22 protein-coding genes and 1 other annotated feature are annotated in these 20,499 nt (G+C 45.3%); of the genes, 1 reads left to right on the top strand and 21 read right to left on the bottom strand.

Features of this window, described 5'->3' with window-relative positions:
- Window positions 1–383: 383 nt before the first annotated feature.
- The 19 genes from ACBP55_RS09220 to ACBP55_RS09130 all read right to left on the bottom strand — a co-directional run bounded on the left by ACBP55_RS09220 (window position 384) and on the right by ACBP55_RS09130 (window position 16,155).
- Window positions 384–1,457 carry an anthranilate phosphoribosyltransferase gene (locus tag ACBP55_RS09220; protein WP_464650998.1) on the bottom strand — a complete coding sequence of 358 codons (1,074 nt, stop codon included), beginning with the start codon at window positions 1,455–1,457 and terminating at the stop codon, window positions 384–386.
- 664 nt (window positions 1,458–2,121) lie between these two features.
- Window positions 2,122–3,423, bottom strand: coding sequence for a GTPase ObgE (gene obgE / locus ACBP55_RS09215; RefSeq protein WP_464650997.1), 1,302 nt, complete (start codon window positions 3,421–3,423; stop codon window positions 2,122–2,124).
- A 52-nt stretch (window positions 3,424–3,475) separates the two neighbouring features.
- Window positions 3,476–4,075: a Spo0B domain-containing protein gene (locus tag ACBP55_RS09210; RefSeq protein WP_464650996.1), complete on the bottom strand. Its 600-nt coding sequence runs from the start codon at window positions 4,073–4,075 to the stop codon at window positions 3,476–3,478.
- Between the two features lie 379 nt (window positions 4,076–4,454).
- The gene (gene rpmA / locus ACBP55_RS09205; protein ID WP_029194675.1) at window positions 4,455–4,766 is read right to left on the bottom strand and encodes a 50S ribosomal protein L27; all 312 of its coding nucleotides are present in this window, start codon (window positions 4,764–4,766) and stop codon (window positions 4,455–4,457) included.
- Window positions 4,767–4,770: 4 nt separating this feature from the next.
- On the bottom strand, window positions 4,771–5,124 hold the full coding sequence (locus tag ACBP55_RS09200) for a ribosomal-processing cysteine protease Prp (protein ID WP_029194674.1): 354 nt from the start codon (window positions 5,122–5,124) through the stop codon (window positions 4,771–4,773).
- An 11-nt stretch (window positions 5,125–5,135) separates the two neighbouring features.
- A complete protein-coding gene (gene rplU, locus ACBP55_RS09195; protein WP_029194673.1) occupies window positions 5,136–5,447 on the bottom strand; it encodes a 50S ribosomal protein L21 in 312 nt (103 codons plus the stop codon).
- A gap of 12 nt (window positions 5,448–5,459) precedes the next feature.
- Window positions 5,460–5,548, bottom strand: a sequence feature (ribosomal protein L21 leader region).
- Between the two features lie 52 nt (window positions 5,549–5,600).
- The gene (locus tag ACBP55_RS09190; RefSeq protein WP_464650995.1) at window positions 5,601–6,764 is read right to left on the bottom strand and encodes an Rne/Rng family ribonuclease; all 1,164 of its coding nucleotides are present in this window, start codon (window positions 6,762–6,764) and stop codon (window positions 5,601–5,603) included.
- A gap of 23 nt (window positions 6,765–6,787) precedes the next feature.
- A complete protein-coding gene (locus ACBP55_RS09185; protein ID WP_464650994.1) occupies window positions 6,788–7,663 on the bottom strand; it encodes a M50 family metallopeptidase in 876 nt (291 codons plus the stop codon).
- Window positions 7,656–8,549, bottom strand: coding sequence for a peptidoglycan DD-metalloendopeptidase family protein (locus tag ACBP55_RS09180; protein ID WP_464650993.1), 894 nt, complete (start codon window positions 8,547–8,549; stop codon window positions 7,656–7,658). Before ACBP55_RS09180 ends, ACBP55_RS09185 begins: the two co-directional genes overlap by 8 nt.
- A 112-nt stretch (window positions 8,550–8,661) precedes the next feature.
- Window positions 8,662–9,810, bottom strand: a complete 1,149-nt coding sequence (locus tag ACBP55_RS09175) for an FtsW/RodA/SpoVE family cell cycle protein (protein WP_464650992.1) — start codon at window positions 9,808–9,810, stop codon at window positions 8,662–8,664.
- Between the two features lie 7 nt (window positions 9,811–9,817).
- Window positions 9,818–10,612: a septum site-determining protein MinD gene (minD, locus tag ACBP55_RS09170; protein WP_029194668.1), complete on the bottom strand. Its 795-nt coding sequence runs from the start codon at window positions 10,610–10,612 to the stop codon at window positions 9,818–9,820.
- 40 nt (window positions 10,613–10,652) lie between these two features.
- The gene (gene minC / locus ACBP55_RS09165; protein WP_464650991.1) at window positions 10,653–11,312 is read right to left on the bottom strand and encodes a septum site-determining protein MinC; all 660 of its coding nucleotides are present in this window, start codon (window positions 11,310–11,312) and stop codon (window positions 10,653–10,655) included.
- A 72-nt stretch (window positions 11,313–11,384) separates the two neighbouring features.
- Window positions 11,385–11,912 (bottom strand): rod shape-determining protein MreD, encoded by a 528-nt coding sequence (gene mreD, locus ACBP55_RS09160; protein ID WP_464650990.1) that lies wholly within the window; start codon window positions 11,910–11,912, stop codon window positions 11,385–11,387.
- A 13-nt stretch (window positions 11,913–11,925) separates the two neighbouring features.
- The gene (mreC, locus tag ACBP55_RS09155) at window positions 11,926–12,789 is read right to left on the bottom strand and encodes a rod shape-determining protein MreC (RefSeq protein ID WP_464650989.1); all 864 of its coding nucleotides are present in this window, start codon (window positions 12,787–12,789) and stop codon (window positions 11,926–11,928) included.
- 21 nt (window positions 12,790–12,810) lie between these two features.
- Window positions 12,811–13,845: a rod shape-determining protein gene (locus ACBP55_RS09150; RefSeq protein ID WP_464650988.1), complete on the bottom strand. Its 1,035-nt coding sequence runs from the start codon at window positions 13,843–13,845 to the stop codon at window positions 12,811–12,813.
- A 36-nt stretch (window positions 13,846–13,881) separates the two neighbouring features.
- A complete protein-coding gene (gene radC, locus ACBP55_RS09145) occupies window positions 13,882–14,571 on the bottom strand; it encodes a RadC family protein (RefSeq protein WP_464650987.1) in 690 nt (229 codons plus the stop codon).
- A gap of 111 nt (window positions 14,572–14,682) precedes the next feature.
- Window positions 14,683–15,132: an RrF2 family transcriptional regulator gene (locus tag ACBP55_RS09140; RefSeq protein ID WP_464650986.1), complete on the bottom strand. Its 450-nt coding sequence runs from the start codon at window positions 15,130–15,132 to the stop codon at window positions 14,683–14,685.
- A 120-nt stretch (window positions 15,133–15,252) separates the two neighbouring features.
- Window positions 15,253–15,855, bottom strand: coding sequence for a Maf family protein (locus ACBP55_RS09135; RefSeq protein WP_464650985.1), 603 nt, complete (start codon window positions 15,853–15,855; stop codon window positions 15,253–15,255).
- Window positions 15,856–15,912: 57 nt separating this feature from the next.
- A complete protein-coding gene (locus ACBP55_RS09130) occupies window positions 15,913–16,155 on the bottom strand; it encodes a DUF4321 domain-containing protein (RefSeq protein ID WP_029194660.1) in 243 nt (80 codons plus the stop codon).
- Between the two features lie 146 nt (window positions 16,156–16,301).
- On the opposite strand from ACBP55_RS09130, the gene ACBP55_RS09125 reads away from it, so the two are divergent.
- Window positions 16,302–17,546, top strand: a complete 1,245-nt coding sequence (locus ACBP55_RS09125) for an N-acetylmuramoyl-L-alanine amidase (protein ID WP_464650984.1) — start codon at window positions 16,302–16,304, stop codon at window positions 17,544–17,546.
- Between the two features lie 50 nt (window positions 17,547–17,596).
- Here ACBP55_RS09125 and ACBP55_RS09120 read toward each other — a convergent pair whose 3' ends face one another.
- Entirely contained in the window at window positions 17,597–18,946 is a 1,350-nt protein-coding gene (locus tag ACBP55_RS09120; RefSeq protein WP_464650983.1) for an SPOR domain-containing protein, read from the bottom strand.
- A 160-nt stretch (window positions 18,947–19,106) separates the two neighbouring features.
- The gene (gene murC / locus ACBP55_RS09115; RefSeq protein WP_464650982.1) at window positions 19,107–20,495 is read right to left on the bottom strand and encodes a UDP-N-acetylmuramate--L-alanine ligase; all 1,389 of its coding nucleotides are present in this window, start codon (window positions 20,493–20,495) and stop codon (window positions 19,107–19,109) included.
- Window positions 20,496–20,499: the final 4 nt, after the last annotated feature.

The following is a 20,499-nucleotide window of genomic DNA, read 5'->3' as shown; positions in this document are numbered from 1 at the left end:
TGTATGTATTTGGCGCTTGTGCTTATGTAACCCTCACGGCCGTCTGAAGCTTTTACTTTGTACTACCAACTGTTCACTTTGGACAGGATGGTCACTTTCTCGCCTTCCTTCAAGTAACGGATACGCGTAGAATTCTCATCGGCACTTTGACGAAGACATGATGTTGGCCTCCTAGCCTTTTATGATGCAGAACGAGCATCTGCTTACATTTCGCCAGTCTACTAGGCTTCGAAAGCCGTCGTCTTTCATATCCATTTGTAAAATAGACCTCCTTTGGGTGGCTAAGAGCACAATTAATTGGCGCCCCCCCCTAATCATGCTAGTATATGGAAATAAAAAAGCCTTCCTTTAGCTGAATACCCTACAGCACAGAGGAAAGACTTTTATCCAATTTTGGCGGATGAATCCCGGATTTTCGGATGATCTTGGAGTGTAAAGTGATGACTCTGATCCACCCATCGCAGCATGACTTTGTGGGCTTCTCTCCTTTGCAGCAGCGATTCTGCTAGTTGAAAGCCTTCTTCATAACTCCCCACTTTATCAAACCACATCAAGCGAAGTCCCGTATTAAAAATGACATGATCACGTTCCCGCTTCAATTCCTCTGAATCTTCTCCAGCAATGATACGCCGCACCATGGCAACCTGATCATCTTTGCTTAAAGGCTGCAGAGGCTCACTCATAAAACCAAATTTCTGCGGTTCAACCACTCGCGACTCATCTCCCCAGGGGGTTACGATCCTTATTGTACGGTTCTGGTAGATCGGCAGATCCTCGGATCCTTCAATCCCATTGACAATATACACATTTTGAAAACCTGATCGGATGGATATGGGAATCAGAGATTCCATCGCTTTCCGCTGATTGACGCCTATAATCATATTCATTGAACGTACGGGATTTATGACTTTCTCAACGGTATTCATCACTGTTCGCAATCCTAACTGCTCGCGAACCTGTTTCAGCTTCCCTAGCGGCGGACAAAGCTGATCTGTGTGAAGAAATCCAATATGCAGGTGAAACAACATCGTTTCCCATGCTTTCACTGTCAAATCTATCGCAACGCCGAAGCATTCCAGCAGTTCTTTCATTGCAGTCCCTTGTCTCGGCGGAAGTGAATCACCTCCATGCAGTACCTGGGAGAAACCCACTGAAGCAAGCAGTAGGCTAACTGGCAGTGTGATGGGAAAATATTGCCGGCCTTCTGTCGGTCCCGCACAATTGAGTGAATCTGCAAAAGTATGGAAATTCAAAGAGTAGCTGCGGAAAACATCAATGAATGCCATCAACTCTTCGTCAGCTTCCCCTTTCATACATAGGGCCATTAAGAAAGCTGCGCATTGAGCGTCTGTTGAATCTCCTCTGGCCATCTCATGTGCTGCTTCTACAGCTTCCTCATAAGATAAATCACGTGAGCCTTGCATACCTGTTCCCATCGCTTGAATCCATCTTTTCATCAAAATTCCTCCTTTCTCCTCTATCTACACGAAATTTTATGTTATATTAAATGACATAAATTTATGTTATTTAGTAAAATCGTAATCTTTTTCTTTTTATGTGTCAAGTTTTATGACATTAATGCGCATTTAAACATAAAAGAACGGCTAACTACGTCCTTCGGTGAAAGCATTTATTAAGGTTGAAGTAATGAATGCTACAACGTGCGTGACGTATGTGCTTTTGCTTTTGCTTTTGCTTTTGCTTTTGTTTTTGTTTTTGCTCTCTCTTGATCTTGCTCCTGCTTGTCCGTGTGTTGTTGTACTTTGTGCAACATTAGATAAGCTAATCCGCGTTTTTCACACGATTGTTGCAAAAAATACAACATTTTTGCTCCAAAGCGGCCCATTAGAGTGAATTAAGGCTAAATTGTTGTACCACATACAACATCCTGAACTTTTCAAGTAGAAATCAAGGAAATTGTTGTACACTGTACAACTTGCCTATCTAAATTCCCATTTATTCCAAAAGGCAGAAAACAGAAATCTAAACTAACTTATCTCAGCAAAATTCATAGCTTACCTTGTTAAACAGGAGCAAGCTCGAACATATCACCTAACCCAAAAAATCTAACTTCTTAAAAGCAAAAAAACACTCATCCATTGGATAAGTGTTTCCATCATTCTAATGCTTCTCATCAAATTCGAAGTCAAAATCACCAATTTGGATCGTCTGTCCATGGACAGCTCCGCGTTTACGCAATTCGTCATCGATTCCAATATTACGTAAAATACGAGCAAAACGAGCGATGCCGTCCTGCGTGCTGAAATTTGTTCGTTTGATCAACTTCTCAATGGAAGGACTTTCGACAATGAATACATCGTTCTCTCGACGAATTGTGTAATCATTCTCCTCGCGCTTCTCGAAGCGATACACTTTACGCTCTTCTTTATCAGCTACACCTTCTACTTCAGGAGCATTCGGGATACTTTCCACAATGTCCGAGATCTTGTAGAGAAGCTCCTGCACACCGCCTCGTGTCAAAGCTGAGATCGGATAGATCTCGAACTCTTTGCCATCCGCCGCCATCTGCTCTTTGAACAAAGTCAGATTGTCCTCTGATTCCGGCATGTCCATCTTGTTGGCAACAACAATTTGCGGACGCTGCTCCAGCTTAGCATTATAGAGCTTAATTTCCTCATTAATTTTGAGGAAATCCTCGTAAGGATCACGGCCGTCTGCAGCAGACATGTCCACGACATGCACAATCACTCGCGTCCGTTCTACGTGACGCAAGAACTCATGACCGAGCCCCACGCCCTCGTGGGCCCCTTCAATAAGACCGGGAAGGTCCGCCATGACGAAGCTGCGTCCATCGCCAACATCCACAACCCCAAGGTTCGGGGTGAGGGTTGTAAAGTGATACGCCGCAATTTTCGGTTTTGCGGCAGAGACAACCGACAATAGCGTGGATTTCCCAACGCTTGGGAAGCCTACTAAACCGACGTCGGCCATGACCTTCATCTCCAGCACAACCCAACGCTCCACGCCTTCTTCGCCGTTCTCAGCGATTTCTGGCGCTGTTACGCGAGCTGTAGCGAAGCGTGTGTTGCCTCGGCCGCCTCGGCCGCCTTTGGCCACGACAACCTCTTGTCCATGACGCGTCAAGTCGGCAATAACCTCCCCAGTGTCATCATCGATGATGGTTGTGCCTGGAGGGATGCGTACAATCATATCTTCCGCATTAGCGCCATGCATCGATTTGTTACGGCCTTTCTCGCCGCGCTCCGCTTTAAAGTGCTTCTGATAGCGGAAATCCATCAGTGTACGCAGACCCTCGTCTACACGGAATACAACGTCGCCGCCATTTCCTCCGTCACCACCTGCAGGTCCGCCCTCTGGTACATATTTCTCACGGCGGAAAGCAACTAAACCGTCGCCACCGTCGCCACCTTTAACAAATATCTTCGCTTTATCAACAAACATTTCTACACCTCAACTAAGGAGAGGCTTTGGTCTTGGTCCAAAGATCCCTTTATTATGTACGAAACGGCAACCGCAATGTGATGACCGCTTCTTCCTCTTGCCACTCACTCTGCTCCAGTGAATAAGAATTCGCTCTCGAAAGCAGGGTTTCTTTCAAAGCTTTTTCAAGTTGCTCCCTGTTATAGGGGCCTTGATATACAAAATCAAGCAGTAAGCCATCTTCTTGAACATCAAATTCCAGGCTAAGTGTACCACTTTCACCGTCGCTTGCCGCAGCATGCTCTTGAACGCATTCCACGGTTTGACGTACCAATCTTTCGATGAGGCCGTCATGCAGAGGAAGTTGTCCAAGATTGATTTCTTGATCTAATTCAACTTCCAGCTCAAGTGATTTCGACTGGACGCGAAACAACAACAAGAAAGCAATTAACGATGGAATGCCTAACTTGGAGAGATTACTTTCCTGCTGCATAGTCATTTTTATTTTTTCCATATAAGGCTGTAAATTATCAAACTTCTTCAACTGAATATAACCAAATAAAATTTGGGTATCGTTCATCCAATCATGACGCAAACGATTTATGACCTGAATTAACTGCTGTTGAGCCTTTTGTTCCTGTTGACGGAGCTCTTGGCTCCATTCCTCTTCCAATCTACTCGCATCCAACTTGAAGGCGGTATAACCGCAAAAGACAATGATCAGTAGTAATGCTCCCCTGACAATCCAGGGTTCCACAAACATCATTCCCGTCAATCCTATGAGCACAAGTGCTAATAAATAAACTTGCGTACTGCCCGCTCGTTTCATTCCCCGTTCGCTCCGTTCTCCCTGCTTTGTAACCGTTCATCCAGTATATCATGATGTACTAGCAAACTTCACCAAACAAATGAGAAAACCTCTGCCCTTCGAGATTAGTGACCGCGTTTATAAGATGAGAGACTTTGATCTCCGACCAAAGATCCCTATATTAGGTTTGTTTCGAATTAGAAAAAAATCCCTGGGCGGGCTTATCGCTCGCCAGGGATTCAAATTACGCTTCTAAAGCTGCAGCCACAGGAGCTACATCAACTGGGTATACGCTCACTTTTTTGCGATCGCGACCCCAACGCTCGAATTTCACTACGCCTTGTACCAAAGCGAAAAGTGTATCATCCGAACCGATGCCTACGTTCGTTCCTGGGTGAATTTTCGTACCGCGTTGGCGGTAGAGAATGCTTCCAGCAGTAACGGTTTGACCGTCAGCACGTTTAGCGCCAAGGCGCTTAGAGTGTGAGTCACGTCCGTTCTTTGTGGAACCCACCCCTTTTTTGGAAGCGAAAAACTGGAGATCCAATTTCAACATGGTGTTATCCTCCTTTGTGATAGATTGTTTCAATCGTTATATAGTCACCGTAATTGTCTGCAATGGTTTGTAGCATGACGACCATCGATTCTAGAATCAATTGGACCTTATTCCATGTCTCCGGAACAGATCGTGTACTCTCTGGAATTGTAACATCCATCAAGCCTCGTTCCATCTCGTGAATGGGAATCACGCCCGTCAGCGATTCAATCGAATTATAAGTACCAAACGTTACCGCTGATACTGCAGCGCAGACTAGGTCTTTGCCAGGCACGTCATATTCAGCATGGCCTTCCACTACAAAAGATGAGATCTGAGGTGAATCCGGTGCAAGACGCTCTATGGTCACATAGATCATAAGGCTGCCTCTTACGCTTGGATTTTCTCAACTACTACTCTTGTGTACGGTTGACGATGACCTTGCTTTTTGTGATAGTTCTTTTTCGGCTTGTACTTATAAACGATGACTTTAGCGCCTTTGCCGTGTTTCTCCACTTTCGCGGAAACCGAAGCACCAGCAACCAATGGAGCACCTACTACTAAGCCACTCTCTTTGGAAACCAAGAACACACGATCAAAAGAAACAACTTCACCTTCAGCTGCGTTCAATTTCTCGATGTAAAGAACATCGCCCTCTTGAACTTTGTACTGTTTACCACCTGTTTCAATAATTGCGTACATTTTCATTACCTCCTCATGTCTCAGACTCGCCTTGTCCAGGTGACGGTTAGGAACCAATCCTTCTCCGTGCTTAGACCCGATTCGTGCGGTTACAGCATGCCTAAACAACACACTCCGAGTATTATATCACAGAAACATTTTGCAATGCAATTATTATTTCCGCTTACGTGTCATCTCAAGCAAGCCTAGCTTGGTCCAACCGACAATAATCGTTTTGGAGCGATCCTTACGCACGGCTTGTGTGATGTTCTCCATCACTGCTGCTCGATTTACTTCCGAGCTCATGTCAATAAAATCAACAATGATAATGCCTCTTAAATTACGAAGACGCAGAAGCCTTGGAATTTCACTCGCCGCTTCTCGATTAATATCGGTAACTGTTTGCTCTAAATCAATGGAACCGGTATACCTTCCCGTATTCACATCTATCACGGTAAGTGCTTCGGTTTGATCAATGATCAAATATCCGCCGCTAGGCAGCCAAATTTTACGTCTAAAGCTCTCATTCAGCTCTTCTGTGACACCAAATTGATCAAACAACGGAATCTTGCGGTCATAAAAAGCTACGCGCCCACGCCAACTCGGCTGCTGCTTTCGCAATAATTGTTTCATCTCTTCGTACACCTTGGCGTCATTTAGCCAAACTTCATGAACGTCATCCGTAATGACATCTCGGGCCAGTCTGGGCAGGAGATCAAGATCCTGATATAGCTGCGCCGGCGCATGTGCCTCTTCCGTTTTGGACACGATAGCACTCCATAATTCTCGTAGATTATGCAAATCATCACGAATCGCTTCTTCACTTTGACCAATAGCACCTGTTCGTATAATAACACCTTCACCAGGCAGCAAGCTGCCTTCTGCAAGCTGTTTGAGGCGTTGCCGTTCTGCGTCCAGATCAATTTTGCGGGATATAGCAATATAATCGGCGTCTGGCATATAGACAATCCAGCGGCCAGGAATGGAAATATGAGTTGTTACTCTTGCACCTTTGGTACCTTGCGGATCCTTCGTCACCTGCACCATCAGCGTCTGACCGACTTCCGCGAGCTCCGTTATAGAGGGTTTAATCTTAGGCTGCTTGTCCAAGTGGACGGGTAGGAGGTCGTCTATATATAGAAAGGCATTCTTCGCAAGACCGATATCGACGAATGCCGCCTGCATGCCGGGAAGGACGTTGACGATGCGACCCATGTAGATGCTGCCTGCTCTCTGAGAATCAAGCGGATACTGCGTATCATACTCAACAAGACGACTTTCTTCAAGCAATGCCGCTTGTGTAAGATCAGGTGCGCAGTGAATTATAAGTTGCTTCATACACGTTCACCTCAACAGTTATTTTACATGAAAAGATCGGAAACTGCACTCCCCGGTTTTTTCCCATCCAAATAACCGCTCACTAATTGCTGTTCCGGCAATACGGCTTGTATGCGCCCCGTTTCTCCGACGATATAGATTAAATGATATTTTTCCCTCATAAAAAGCTTCAACGTTTCCGCCATCGTACGATGTCTCGTAATGACAATGGGCTGTGCTAATGTCCCGCGGCTTAATAGTTGACTCATTCGGTTACCGCGACCAATAAGGAAGCGAAAAAAGTGATAGGGCAGCTGCCGATAGGCGTACCAATTGGATATAAGCAAGAAAATACCGATGACCAATATATTAAGCGGGAGATGTCCGTTGATCAGTTGGATAATCGCTATGACAATAATGGCTAAGCTTAATATCATACTGATCCATGTTGTATATAAAATCGTGTTGTGGTAGGACAATAAGTACCCTAACAATGACTGCATCACTTTGCCACCGTCAAGCGGCATGACTGGAATGAGATTAAATAAGCCAATCATCAAATTAGCTTCAATGAAATAATCCCACCAGCTGCTTGCGCCTACATCCACCCATTTCATCAGCAGAGCAACGAGAATCATCCATACGTGCTGCAGCGGCCCTGCTAGAGAGACAATGAGCTCTTCACGCGTCGGAGCCGTTCCAAGCTCATCAACGATCAAGACTCCCCCAAAAGGCAGAAACTGAACTTCCCGCACCCTCCACCCAAAGCCGTTGGCAGCAGCCAAATGACCAAACTCGTGAACCAGTACGATGCCAAATAACGTAACGGCCTCCAGAAAGTACCCTGTAATGGCAGAGCCAATCATAATGAGCGTAAATAAGGGGTGGAATCGGTACGTAGTTCCGGCCCATTTAATCAAAGCTGATCACATCCGATGGGTTGACAGGATGCCCGTCCTTCGTAACGGCAAAGTAAAGCGTCCCCTTTGCAGGATCCTTCTTGGAAGCCTTACCGATGGGCTCACCAACTTTCATCCAGTCACCTACCTCGACACTGGCCTCACTCAAACCGCCGTACAAGGATTGAAGACCTCCTGGATGTCGGATCATAATCGTTAAGCCCGTATCGGCAGCTACTCCGGAGAAAATGACCTGACCGGTATCCAACGCGTAAACCGGTGCAAATTCAATGGTATTCAAATTAACTCCCATATGGGAAGTCCCGTCATATCGCGTAACAATACTCCCCTTTGCAGGAGAAAAAAAGGTGCGCTTAGAGGCATTCACTCTTATGGCCTCATTCCCTTCTCGGTTAAAGCTGGGAATAAATGAAGGTGATCCTCCAAACTTATCGCTATACCAAGCTGACAGCGACGAGAAATCGTACGACTGTGTAAGCGAAGAGGTCACGATTTGCTTCCCTTTATTAGCCCAAGGCTGATTAAGCTGGAACATCCCGTACAACGCTGCAAACAATACGCAGCTAATGAACAGCTTGACCGCAATCTTACGAGGCGAAGGCGGCGCTAACAATCCTCTTTCACCATCCCTCAGATAATCACGTCCGACTAATGCCGGGTCCATTAATAATTTTTGCTGCCATGCATACTCGGGATCCTCCATTCGCCGTTTCCACTCAGAATCCACATAGAGAGGTGCTTCGGAATGATGATGTATGGGCAACGAATTCCCCCTATTTCGAGAGGGTCTCACTGGACTTCCACTCCCGTTAGAAGGATCTGACGTTTCGCGCAAATTGCGAAGTCGTTCTATTCTTCGCTGTTTCACTTTATCTTTGACTTCCATGGAAGCCCCTCCCCATCGTTAACCTTTGTACAGCCTATGAGAAGAGGGACAAGATTATGTGGACAAAAAAAGCCCCTGACCAAAGGTCAAGGGCCATACATTTGTAATACTTTTAGAAAAATTCAGGTTCACGTTCCTGATGCAGCTTTACGCTCATCACGAGGCCTAATGAAAGCATGTTAATCAGTAGAGAAGTTCCTCCATAACTGACGAAAGGAAGAGTGATTCCCGTTAACGGCATGATCCCAATCATCATCCCGACATTTTCAAAAATTTGAAAGACGAACATGGAAACCACACCGACCACAATGTAAGCTCCGCTAATCTGAGTACTTTGGATCGAGATGAGGATCATACGGTAGATGAGTAAAAAATAGATCAACAGTAGAACCGCTGACCCGCGGAAACCGAATTCCTCACCAACTACGACGAAAATCGAATCTGAGTACGCGAATGGAATGAAATTACTGTGAACAGAGGTACCTTTCAGAAAACCTTCGCCTTCCAAAGCTCCTGAACCGATCGCTCTTATTGCATTACGAACCTGATAATTATCATCAGCAGACACATCTTGGGGATAAAGGAACGTATCGATACGATCCATCCAATGACTAAAACCGTAACCCTTAAGCAAATCAAACAAGGACTGATGGAAAACCTTATATAACGTCAAAAGCAAGAATCCAACGCCTATGATTACGACTGTGCTAAGTAAGACATGCGAATATTTAATATTACCAATCCAAATCATGCCCAAAAGAATGATCACAAAAATGATCGCATTCCCTAGATCAGGTTGAATGAGGACCAAGATAAACGGTAACAACACGGCTGCAAAGACAGGGATAATATCGTTCTTAATTTGCAATAAATCACCTTTGCGCCTTGCCAATAATGCAGTAACAGCCACGATTAAAATTAATTTTACTAGCTCAGCTGGTTGAAAGGTTAAGCCACCCGGGAGCTCAAACCAGCCGCGCGCCCCATGAATTTTCGTCCCAAAAAAGTAAACAGCGACTAGAGAAAAGATGCCGATACCATAAAGATAGGGAGCGATTCTAATTAGTACTCGATAATCAAATAAACTGCTTGCAACGAATGCTGCTAAACCAACGCCATATAAGGCCAGTATTTTCGTGATACTAACGTTAATTTTAGGATGATCGATAGATGCACTGTACACAAGCATCGTACTAATGACCATAAAGGCAAACAAAATGACAACAATAGGAATATCTATGTTTTTCAGTTTGGCAAGCACTGGCCTATCATCCTATTCCGATAAACTTTTTCATACGTTTGACCCAGCCGGTTTTGTCCTCCAATGGCATGAGCGGCACCGTGTCACCCAAAATACGGCGAGCGATGTTGCGGTAAGCAATAGCTGCGCGCGACGACGGATTCATCACGGTGGGTTCACCTAAGTTTGCTGCTTTGATCACATGCTCATCATCTGGAACTATCCCTAATAAATCTATGGCCAGCACGGAGCATATTTCATCTATATCCAGCATCTCGCCTTTCTTCATCATCATTGGACGAATGCGGTTAATGACTAACTTAGGCGAGGAGATTTTCTCATTCTCCAGCAAGCCGATAATGCGGTCAGCATCGCGTACAGCCGCGTTTTCGGGTGTCGTAACAACGATTGCTTTGTCTGCTCCGGCTACGGCATTCTTGAAGCCTTGTTCGATGCCAGCTGGACAGTCGATAATGACAAATTCGAAATCTTTTTTGAGCTCCAAAATAATATCTCTTACTTGCTCTGGTGATACGGCATGCTTATCCTTCGTTTGAGCAGCTGGCAGAAGATAAAGCTCTTCAAAGCGCTTATCCTTAATCAATGCTTGCGGCAAACGGCAACGGCCTTCTGCAACATCGACAAGATCATAAATAATACGGTTTTCCAGACCCATGACCACATCCAGATTGCGCAGTCCAATGTCGGTATCTACCATGCAAACTTTTTTCCCCAAAAGTGCTAGTGCCGTTCCAAGATTCGCTGATGTCGTTGTTTTACCAACGCCACCTTTCCCTGAAGTGACGACGATTGCCTCTCCCATATTTTCTCACCCCACACGCTATTTTCACCTATACAAACGATTATTTCACAGTCGATTCCGGCCAAATTCGATGAAGCTGGTGAAGCTTGTCGATTTCCATTTTACCTTCTTTTACATAAGCAAATTCCATGAAAGCCTCTTCGATTCCCCATTCGTCCGGAGGACGGCTAATGATTCCAGCAATCCTAAGCTGCGTGGGACGCATATGAGAAGCAGCAATAATCGCATTCTCATCGCCATCCACCCCCGCATGCGCCATACCGCGAAGAGACCCCATTATATAAATGTTCCCTGTAGAGGTAATCGTTCCGCCAGGATTAACATCGCCTAAATATAATAAATCACCCTCGTTGTGCAGGGTTTGTCCCGATCGAATCATTCCTTTGAGCGTTGTCATAGAAACCGCAGACTCTTCTGCAGCTTCCTCTTTAGGCAACTCACTTTCGATCGATTGGATAAGCAGATTGCCTTTTTGCCGGATGACGGATCGAATTTCTTCCTTCTGTTCTTCGGTCGCTTCTCGGCTGCCTAATTTAACGTGCACATGAATAATCGGTCCAGTCAATATTTGTTGATGCGTTTTCTCAAGCTTATGCTGCAGCTCTTGCAGCAAGACCTGCCATTCGCATGCGTCATTTAGCAAAAAAACAAGGCCATCCTTGACCCCTTTTATCATCACATGGTGCTTTGTTACGGACATAATTGCGCTACGACCTCCCAACCTATACATTTCGGCTCATGTCCTGGATTCTCCTGCCTAGAGCCTGGAAAATTAATCTTCGTTTCCGGACTTCGCAATCCGCTTTCCTTCAAGCAGCTTGCGGATGGGAACGTAGCAAATCAAGGCGATTAGCAGATTAAATAGAACACTCGGAAGCATGTAATGGGTGAGAGCAAACTTCAAATCAATATTAATGAGCTTGAACAACCGATTGATACCATAATTAATAAACTCAAACAAGAGCAAACCAACGCCTGTTATGAGCAAATTATAAAAAAGCAAATTAGGCTGTCTTCGCTGAGCCAGTCCGGCCAGATAGCCAGTAAGCCCCATACCGAAGGAGTATACACCTAGCATCGATCCATAATAGTTAAAGTCGTGCAATAGTCCGAACAAAAGCCCATAAATTAATGCGGTATGACGATGATGAAAAAGTCCGATAAACAAAATGAATACAAGTGTTAAATGGGGTGTAACCATAACGCTAGATTGCCATGCTGAAGGGATTAGCCAAACAAGCAAGGTTCCTTGCAGGATAAACAAACCGAGTAGAATGAGCCACAATAGATGCCGATTCACTTAAAGGCTCACCTCATTTCACTTCCGGGACTTCGACAACAAACACTTCACGGATACGGTTGAACGAAGCTTTGGGCTTCACCATAACCTTGTATGTAATGCCAAATTCCCCTGGACCTATGGAAGAGATTGTCCCTACCTCAATGCCCTTAGGAAATACTTGCCCCAAGCCTGATGTAATGATTGTATCTCCGATTTTCATATCGTCGGCATGTTCGACCTTATTCATCACAAGCTCACCGGTTTTGGCATCGTAAGACTCAATCATCCCGAAAGGTTGATTCTCATTCCCCTTCACCGTAACAGCAATTGCCTTAGAGTTATTATCGGTATCATTGGTTTCTGTAAGTAATTGAACATTAGAATGGAAACCGAACACCTTACTCACCCTGCCGACCAACCCATCTACAGTCATGACAGCCATATTCTCCTTGATGCCATCTTTATCGCCTAAATTAATCGTAACCGTGCTATTATACGGATCCGGATCAATGGTTACAACTTCAGCAATGCGATACGTATACACGTTAGCCTGACGCTGTCTCTCTGTGAAGCCAAGAGCCTCCATTAACCGCTTGTTTTGTGATTCCAGCTCATTCAACCGCTGTGTATCTCGTGCATACTGCGTTAGAGTCAGTTTCAGCGTCTTATTTTCCTCATAGATGACTCTTAGCTGACGGATATCTTCGAAGAAACCCGCTACCTGCGCAGCGGGCTTGTAGAAGAGTCCTTGCGTCCACGAAACCGAGTCTTTAACAAATTTCTCCGGCCACGTCATGGGTGCCCGGTTCCCGAGTGTCAGTCCCATCAATATAAAGAAGCAGACTAGACCAAACATCAGAAAAATCAGCCTCTTGTTGCCCATAAATTTAAACAAATTAGCACCTTCTAACGAATATTAACGCTTATATCTCGAACTGGATCCTGATCTGTTCTTGAACAAATGGATATTTTCCAAAGCGCGGCCCGTTCCAATCGCCACACAATCTAACGGATTATCAGCGACGAGTACTGGCATTCCAGTTTCTCTGGCAAGCAAGCGGTCAAGATTACGCAGTAAGGCACCGCCACCTGTCAGCACAATTCCCCGATCCATGATATCCGCTGATAATTCTGGCGGACACTTCTCGAGAGTAACCTTCACAGCGTCAACGATCGCATTCACCGTATCCGTTAACGATTCCGTGATTTCATCGGAAGTAACGCTTAGCGTTTTCGGTAATCCGGAAACGAGGTCGCGCCCTCTTATTTCAATGGATTCCGGCTTGTCCATAGGTAATGCCGACCCAATTTCCATCTTAAGCGTTTCGGATGTACGTTCCCCAATCATCAAATTATACGTTCGCTTAATATATTGAATGATGGCTTCGTCCATTTCATCGCCTGCTATACGGATGGAACGGCTCGTTACAATTCCTCCAAGAGAAATGACTGCAACCTCCGTTGTTCCCCCTCCAATGTCGACAACCATGCTTCCTGTTGGTTCCCAAACGGGCAGATCCGCACCGATCGCTGCTGCGAAGGGCTCTTCAATCGTGTAAGCTTCACGAGCTCCAGCCTGCTTCGTCGCATCTTCTACAGCACGCTTCTCAACAGCTGTTATGCCTGAAGGCACACAAACCATAACATTCGGATGGCGCGGGAACAACCAACGCTGCTTCTGTGCTTGTCTTATGAAGTAGCGTATCATCGTCGCAGTAGTCTCAAAATCAGCAATAACCCCATCCTTCATTGGACGAATTGCGCGAATGTTGCCAGGTGTGCGACCGATCATTTTTTTAGCGGCGTCTCCGACAGCCTCGATTGTTTTTGTATCAGTACGTAGAGCAACCACAGACGGCTCCCTAACGACAATTCCTCTGCCTTTTACGTAAACCAATGTATTCGCTGTACCTAAATCAATTCCTAAATCTTTCGTAAAACTACCGAACATGGCAGCTGCTCCTTTCCTATTGCGTTATCTATTATATTACATAAAGCCTTGTTCCTTCAAACTTATGAATCTCTGATCACCAATGATAACATGATCAAGCACTTCAATACCAATTATAGTTCCCGCTTCCACTAGCCGATGCGTGAGTTGAATATCCTCCGGACTTGGAGTCGGATCACCGCTTGGATGATTGTGCACACAGATGATTGAAGCACTGCTGCGTTTGATTGCCGCTCGAAACACTTCACGAGGATGAACAATAGACGCGTTCAGGCTGCCCATTGATAGTGTTTCCTGTGCAAGTAGATGATTCTTTGTATTGAGAAATAAGCAAACGAAATGTTCTTTCTGCAAGTAACGAAGATCTTCACTCACTAAATCGGCGATATCCTTGGGAGAACGAATCGTAACTCGCTCCTCAAATGTACTTTTGGCCAGCCTGCGACCAAGTTCGATCCCGGCTTGAATTTGCAGAGCCTTCGCATCGCCGATTCCCTTGATTTGGGTAAGCTGGTCTTTGCTCATGTCAACAAGGCTGCGCAGCCCGCCGCTTTCGCTTAATATTCGACCTGCTAAACGCAGCGCCGACTCCGACACTGTCCCTGTTCGAAGTAAAATGGCCAGCAGTTCAGCATGACTTAATGCACCTGCTCCGTATTGGAGCATACGTTCTCTAGGTCTTTCCTCTTGCGGTACTTCTCGTAGCATCAAGCTTGTGACTTCCATGAATTCCCCTCTTTCATTATGTAGGTTGTGTTACTTAAACGCATCCCATTCATATGGATATGTGCTCATAAAACAAAATAAAGCCCGCGGATATGTAAGATCCGAGGGCTTCTAGGACAATTGCTCTTGATTCGATTGTGGACATTCGAACGCTCTAATTTGTTCCAGCATACTGCCGATGGTATGTCCATCAAAGTATATTTCCATCTGCTTCTCTGCGTCAATGAAAACCTTCCCCATCAATAAATCCATTTTGGATGAAATGACGCAGGTCTTATTCTCATCACCAGAGCACCAGTTCGGCTTCAAGGAACCTTGACAAGTTAAACGGTAAATTTCGCCGAGTGTCACCTCGTCCGGATTGCAGCTAAGTATGAATCCGCCACCGATCCCTTCTTTCGTCGAAACGTAACCTGCTTTTCGTAGAAAGCCCATAACTTTGCGTATACGAGCAGAATGGGTAGATACATTCACAGCAATTTCTTCGCTGGTTGCCATATGATCCGGTAAATGAGCCAGAAATACGAGACTGTGGACGGCTATTGTAAATTCGCTGTTCATGGCAAATACCTCCCTGAAGAATGCGAAGTCATGTCGCTTACTGTCATTGTAACCGTTACAGATTACACAGTCAATGTATGAGTCCTATTTTGGACAAAAATTCCAGCTAGGATCTGATAATTAAAGAACTTGAATTTCAAAGCTTAGCAGCAGGTCACTAAGCAGAGAAAGCGGCAATCCAACAACAGTAAAGTAATCACCTTCAATCGATTCCACGATCGTTGCTCCGATCCCTTGAATCGCATAGGAACCAGCTTTATCTTTAGGTTCTCCTGTGGCGATATAACGTAAAATCTGCGCGTCAGACATGGGCTTCATCTGTACATGTGTCACACGATGAGAGACAACCTGTTTACCTGTGGCCGCGTCTACACAAGCAACTCCGCTGTACACCTGATGCGTACTGCCTTGCAGTGCTTTAAGCATCCGGAAAGAATCCTGTTCATCCACCGGTTTGCCTAAAACTTCATCTTGATAGACAACAACGGTATCAGATCCGATAATGATTCCTTCTTTTTCACTAACTTCAAGCATTTCTAGAACCGTAGAGGCTTTACGCAAAGAGAGCACTTCCACGAGCTCTGCAGGCGAAATTTTTTCTTCGACGGTCTCATCTGCGTCACTCACTCGAATGATATAGGGTAAACCAAGCGATTGAATAAGCTCCTGCCTCCGCGGCGAAGACGAAGCAAGAATTAGTCTTTGTTTAGGGGAATGACTCAAAAGAAACAACTCCTAGCTGATTGTAATATTTACTATGGCTTTCCAATTGCAATCCAGTTACACCTTACGATACAGGAGGTACGCCCCCACTAATCCAAGAATACTGCATAGGTTTAGTTTCACCAAAAGATGAAACTCATATTTCACGACTTGTAAATCAGCTTTGGGCTCCCATGAAATTTGCGCCGATTTGGTCAAAAATGCGAGAGCAGGCACTCCAGCCAACAGCTGGCCTATGATAATCCCGGTAATTAAACCGACGATTAAAAATACGATCAATGTGAAGGTACCTTTTTTCATTCCTGTCATCCTCTCTTTATGTACAAGCCCTATTATACGGGTAGACTCTTCTTTTTTCCAAGTAAAAATAGGATACGGTGGTGATTCTTACCAGCTTACAACGTGAGCCGATCCTAGTAAGATAGTTAGCGGAGGTATTTCAACTTATGACTCTACTTAGAAGACTTATCCTATTATCCTTATTACTTACCTTTGCCTTTCCTTATCAAGCATTTGCTTACAAAGTTGTCCTCGATGCCGGACATGGTGGAAGTGACCCTGGAGCGACCGGTATTAATGGTCTCCGTGAAAAAGATGTCAATTGGGACATCACCCAGAAGGTACGAGACGAGCTAATCGCAAAAGGTTACGAAGTCGTCTTAACAAGAACAGATGACTCCTATTGGTCACTTGCCCAGCGAGTCGAATTTACAAATGCTCAAAAAGCGGATTTATTCGTATCTATCCACGCCAATTCGCATCCGGACGGCAAAACGAAGGGAACTATGGTTCTCTACTACGATAATGATTATCCACAAGAAGATTATCCAGCAAGTGAAACGATGAAAAAATTAACTCCGTATAGTAAAGACCTCGCACAGCATGTTTTGGATTCTCTACTAGCTGCTGCCGGCACCAAAAACTTAGGTCTCATTCCAAGTGCCGTTTATGTAGCCAGAATGGGAACAATTCCAAGTATTCTCGTGGAGACAGCCTTTCTTAACCAAACAAGCGACGCAGCTTTGCTTGCAAGTGACTCCGTTCGGTCTAAAATGGCTGCGGGTATTGCGAATGGTATTGCTGCCTACACACCTCCCTTGTTCACGGATTCCCTTGGTCATTGGGCCAGAGAAGCGATTTTGCGGATGAAAAATAAAGGGATCATCGAAGGCATTGCTAATCGTTATGAACCGGAACGCGCTTTAACAAGAGCGGAATTTCTCACATTAATGGATCGTGTATTTACATTTAGCCAATTGAAATCCGTTTGTGAGCCGAGCGGAACCGTGACAACCATCGTTTATGGCTGCCAAGTTCCCGCTGAGCAAAGCTACAAAGACTTGCCGTCTTCTCATTGGGCTAGCCCCGTATTCGCCAAAGCAAAAAACTTAAATCTCCTGCAGGGCTACTCCGATGGAACGATTAGACCCGATCAGTCGATTACGAGAGGCGAAGTCGCTTTTCTCTTCGATCGCCTCTTACAAATGGCTTCTATCACAACGAATAGCCCGCCAGTTGCTGCAGCATCCGCATCATTCGACGATGTGCCTGAAGCATTATGGAGTGCTAAGGCCATTTATGCATTAAAAAATAAGGGCATCATTGATGGTATAACGGATACCTCATTTAAACCAAGTCAAACCATTACGCGTGCAGAGATTGCTGCCATGCTCAATCGCTACTACAAATAAAAAGCAGTGTGTCCTAACTCCTGGGAGCTTTGGACACACTGCTTTTTTTATTAGGATACGCTGATTTTCTTCAGCAGTTCTCTCTGTGCAATAATGTACTGCATCATGGACGATTGAGCTTGCCACAGCATAGCGGTGGAAGGACTCTTCTTATACTCTTCCATCGATTGAACCGCACTGTTGATCGATGTGGTCATTTTTTGCACGAATGACTTCGTGTCTTCACCTAATCCCTCTCCTAGCGACGCCGACAATGTCGTAAGCTGCTGATGCGAAGAACGAATCGATTGCAGTGACGTTTCAGCCAGCGGGGTTGGCTTCGTCTCGGCCAGATGAACAAGCGCTAGTCCATTAATCGTATTCACCAGCTTATCACCTTCTCCAATGAAGCTTGAAACCGACTCTGGTTTTGAGCCGCTCCAACGAATCCCTGTGGCCGCGGGGATATCCACATTTTTCATATAAACCTCAACGGTTTTATCCACTGCTTGCAGTTGTTCTCTTAAAGCAAGAGCGTCATCCCGGCTTTTGGCAAATCCGACGAATACAGTTAGCTTATCTGTCGTGTCAAGCGCAGCCGCTAATCCTTTTTTCTTCAAAGTATCTTGAATAGCTTGAGCGCCTTGTAAGTTACTAAAAACGCCATTTTGAAGGAACGTATATGATTTCGCAGGAATTTGAACCGCTGTGACAGCCGAGGCAGCAGCAGGAACAGCAGGCGCTTGATCTGTCGTCGTTTTCGTTGCACCCGTTGGGGCTTTCGATGGGACCGCTGCTTGTACATTTGGCGAAGAAACCGCGATCGAATTAGTAATCGATGCCGTAGTTTTGGTATCACGATCGCTTGAAAACATGGAGAGAACAAAGAATCCAAACGCAATCCCCGTCACCACCGCTCCTGCCACTGATGTAGCAATTCGAATCCAAGGAGTACTCGTTGATTTCGCGTATCTGGCACCTGTCCCTGTTTCCGAATAAGGCTCCTTTGACGTCCAGGTTGACCACTCATCTCGATGTCGGTCAGAGGTAGGCTCAGCTCTCTCCGTTGAAGGATTTCTAACCGTTTGATTCTCTCGAGCCTCCTGTGATTCACGAATGATCCGTTCGACTCGCTCACCTTCCGATTCAATCTGACTGTTCCAGCTTCCAAAATCCGTCGTGAACGTATTTAAAGCATGAGGTTCAAATAAATGTTCGACTTGCTCCCTCTCCGCTTGATGATAGGGCGTCACCTCATCCGACGTCTGAGGGTCAATTGTAGAATCTATAACCTTAAATTCTTCCTGATAGAGTGGTATCACTTTCTCCTCTTGATCCTGTACCCGCGATGCTCTACGGGTTGATTCCGACCTTTCTTGCGGATCGAAACGGTAGGTTATTCTTGCTTTATTCTTGTTCAACTCTCAATCACTCCTCGTAAAATTTATTTGGAATCGGGCATAGCGCCGCGTCGTCTTGTCCAAATCTTCTGTTACTAGATTATGATTGAGAGAACCCCATTATGTTTCTTTCAGCAAAAAAAGACCGCCTCCAGCCATTTGGCTTGCAGCGATCCTTCTTTTAACTATTCGTATCGTACTTTTTACGCAGCGATTTCGCTAGACCATCAGCTGCTTTCCAGATGTCGCCCGCTCCCATAGTTAGTACCAGGTCACCAGGCTGCACATGCTGAATCAAATAAGAGAGTACCTCATCCCGAGTTGCAATATGCTGAACGTTCGGGTTGCTGTTGTTGCGGATTAAATCAACCAGCTTGGCTGAATCTATTCCCTCAATTCGCTGCTCACCGGCAGGTGAGTAGATATCGGTAATAATAACCTCATCAGCTTCCTCGAATGAGCGGCTGAACTGTTCAAATAAATAATAGGTTCGCGTATAACGTTGCGGTTGGAATACAGCTATGATGCGTTTCCCTGTTGCTCTTGCTGCGGAAATGGTTGCTTGAATCTCCGTAGGATGATGCGCGTAATCATCAATAACCAACATGTTCGCAACTTCTCCCAGCACTTGGAACCTACGTTTTGCACCACGGAATTCCTGAATGGCTTCAGCAACTTGTTCGAAAGTGAGTCCTGCTTCAAGACAAGTGATAAGCGTTGCTAGTGCATTATATACGTTGTGTTTACCTGGTACGGACAAGCTCACCTGACCGATTTCAGCCCCTTTGAACTGAACAGTAAACGTAACCTTACGATCACCTAACGTAATATCGCTTGCGACATAATCAGCCTCAGTATCTATGCCATACGTAATAACTTCGCTCCCAATCTGCGGAATCATTTCACGTAAGAACGTATCATCATGACAAACAATAGCTCTCCCGCCAGGTCTAACTTGACTGAGGAATTGCTTGTAAGCTTTCTTCAAATTCTCGAAATCACCATTGTAATTCTCCAAATGATCCGCTTCGATATTGTTCACTAGTGCAAGGGTTGGGTGATATTGAAGGAAGGTTCCATCACTCTCGTCCGCTTCTGCCACGACAAATTCACCTTTGCCGGCTTTGGCATTACTCCCAACATTCATGATCTCGCCACCGATAATATAGGTCGGATCTATTCCACAAATCTCCATGACTAAAGCAATCATTGATGATGTTGTTGTTTTCCCGTGGGCCCCGGCTACCGCAATCCCTTTGCGTTCGTTCATGAGCCGAGCAAGCATTTGTGAGCGATGAATGATCGGAATATTCAATTGTTCCGCAGCTTGCATTTCTACGTTGTCTTTGGCCAAAGCGGTTGAATACACAACCAAATCGGCTCCTGACACATTCCTAGCTTCATGTCCGATGAAAACTTGCGCACCCTTCGCTTTCAGCTTTTCTGTAAGCTCTTGCTGTGCCAGATCGGAACCAGATATCCGGTATCCCATTTCCAGCATGACTTTGGCAATGGCACTCATGCCGTATCCGCCGATGCCTATAAAATGTACGTGTTCTGCTTGACTCACGCCG

This window comes from Paenibacillus sp. WG02 (genome assembly GCF_055396115.1).
This window is presented reverse-complemented; position numbering and strand designations above follow the sequence as displayed.

Bases quoted from the DNA above. Each gene is read 5' to 3' on its own strand.
- ACBP55_RS09180 (WP_464650993.1), bottom strand. From the start codon at position 8,549: ATGGAAGTCAAAGATAAAGTGAAACAGCGAAGAATAGAACGACTTCGC.
- rpmA (WP_029194675.1), bottom strand. From the start codon at position 4,766: ATGTTGAAATTGGATCTCCAGTTTTTCGCTTCCAAAAAAGGGGTGGGT.
- ACBP55_RS09200 (WP_029194674.1), bottom strand. From the start codon at position 5,124: ATGATCTATGTGACCATAGAGCGTCTTGCACCGGATTCACCTCAGATC.
- ACBP55_RS09190 (WP_464650995.1), bottom strand. From the start codon at position 6,764: ATGAAGCAACTTATAATTCACTGCGCACCTGATCTTACACAAGCGGCA.
- ACBP55_RS09220 (WP_464650998.1), bottom strand. From the start codon at position 1,457: ATGAAAAGATGGATTCAAGCGATGGGAACAGGTATGCAAGGCTCACGT.
- ACBP55_RS09130 (WP_029194660.1), bottom strand. From the start codon at position 16,155: ATGAAAAAAGGTACCTTCACATTGATCGTATTTTTAATCGTCGGTTTA.
- ACBP55_RS09150 (WP_464650988.1), bottom strand. From the start codon at position 13,845: ATGTTCGGTAGTTTTACGAAAGATTTAGGAATTGATTTAGGTACAGCG.
- rplU (WP_029194673.1), bottom strand. From the start codon at position 5,447: ATGTACGCAATTATTGAAACAGGTGGTAAACAGTACAAAGTTCAAGAG.
- ACBP55_RS09140 (WP_464650986.1), bottom strand. From the start codon at position 15,132: ATGAACAGCGAATTTACAATAGCCGTCCACAGTCTCGTATTTCTGGCT.
- ACBP55_RS09125 (WP_464650984.1), top strand. From the start codon at position 16,302: ATGACTCTACTTAGAAGACTTATCCTATTATCCTTATTACTTACCTTT.
- minD (WP_029194668.1), bottom strand. From the start codon at position 10,612: ATGGGAGAGGCAATCGTCGTCACTTCAGGGAAAGGTGGCGTTGGTAAA.
- minC (WP_464650991.1), bottom strand. From the start codon at position 11,312: ATGTCCGTAACAAAGCACCATGTGATGATAAAAGGGGTCAAGGATGGC.
- radC (WP_464650987.1), bottom strand. From the start codon at position 14,571: ATGGAAGTCACAAGCTTGATGCTACGAGAAGTACCGCAAGAGGAAAGA.
- obgE (WP_464650997.1), bottom strand. From the start codon at position 3,423: ATGTTTGTTGATAAAGCGAAGATATTTGTTAAAGGTGGCGACGGTGGC.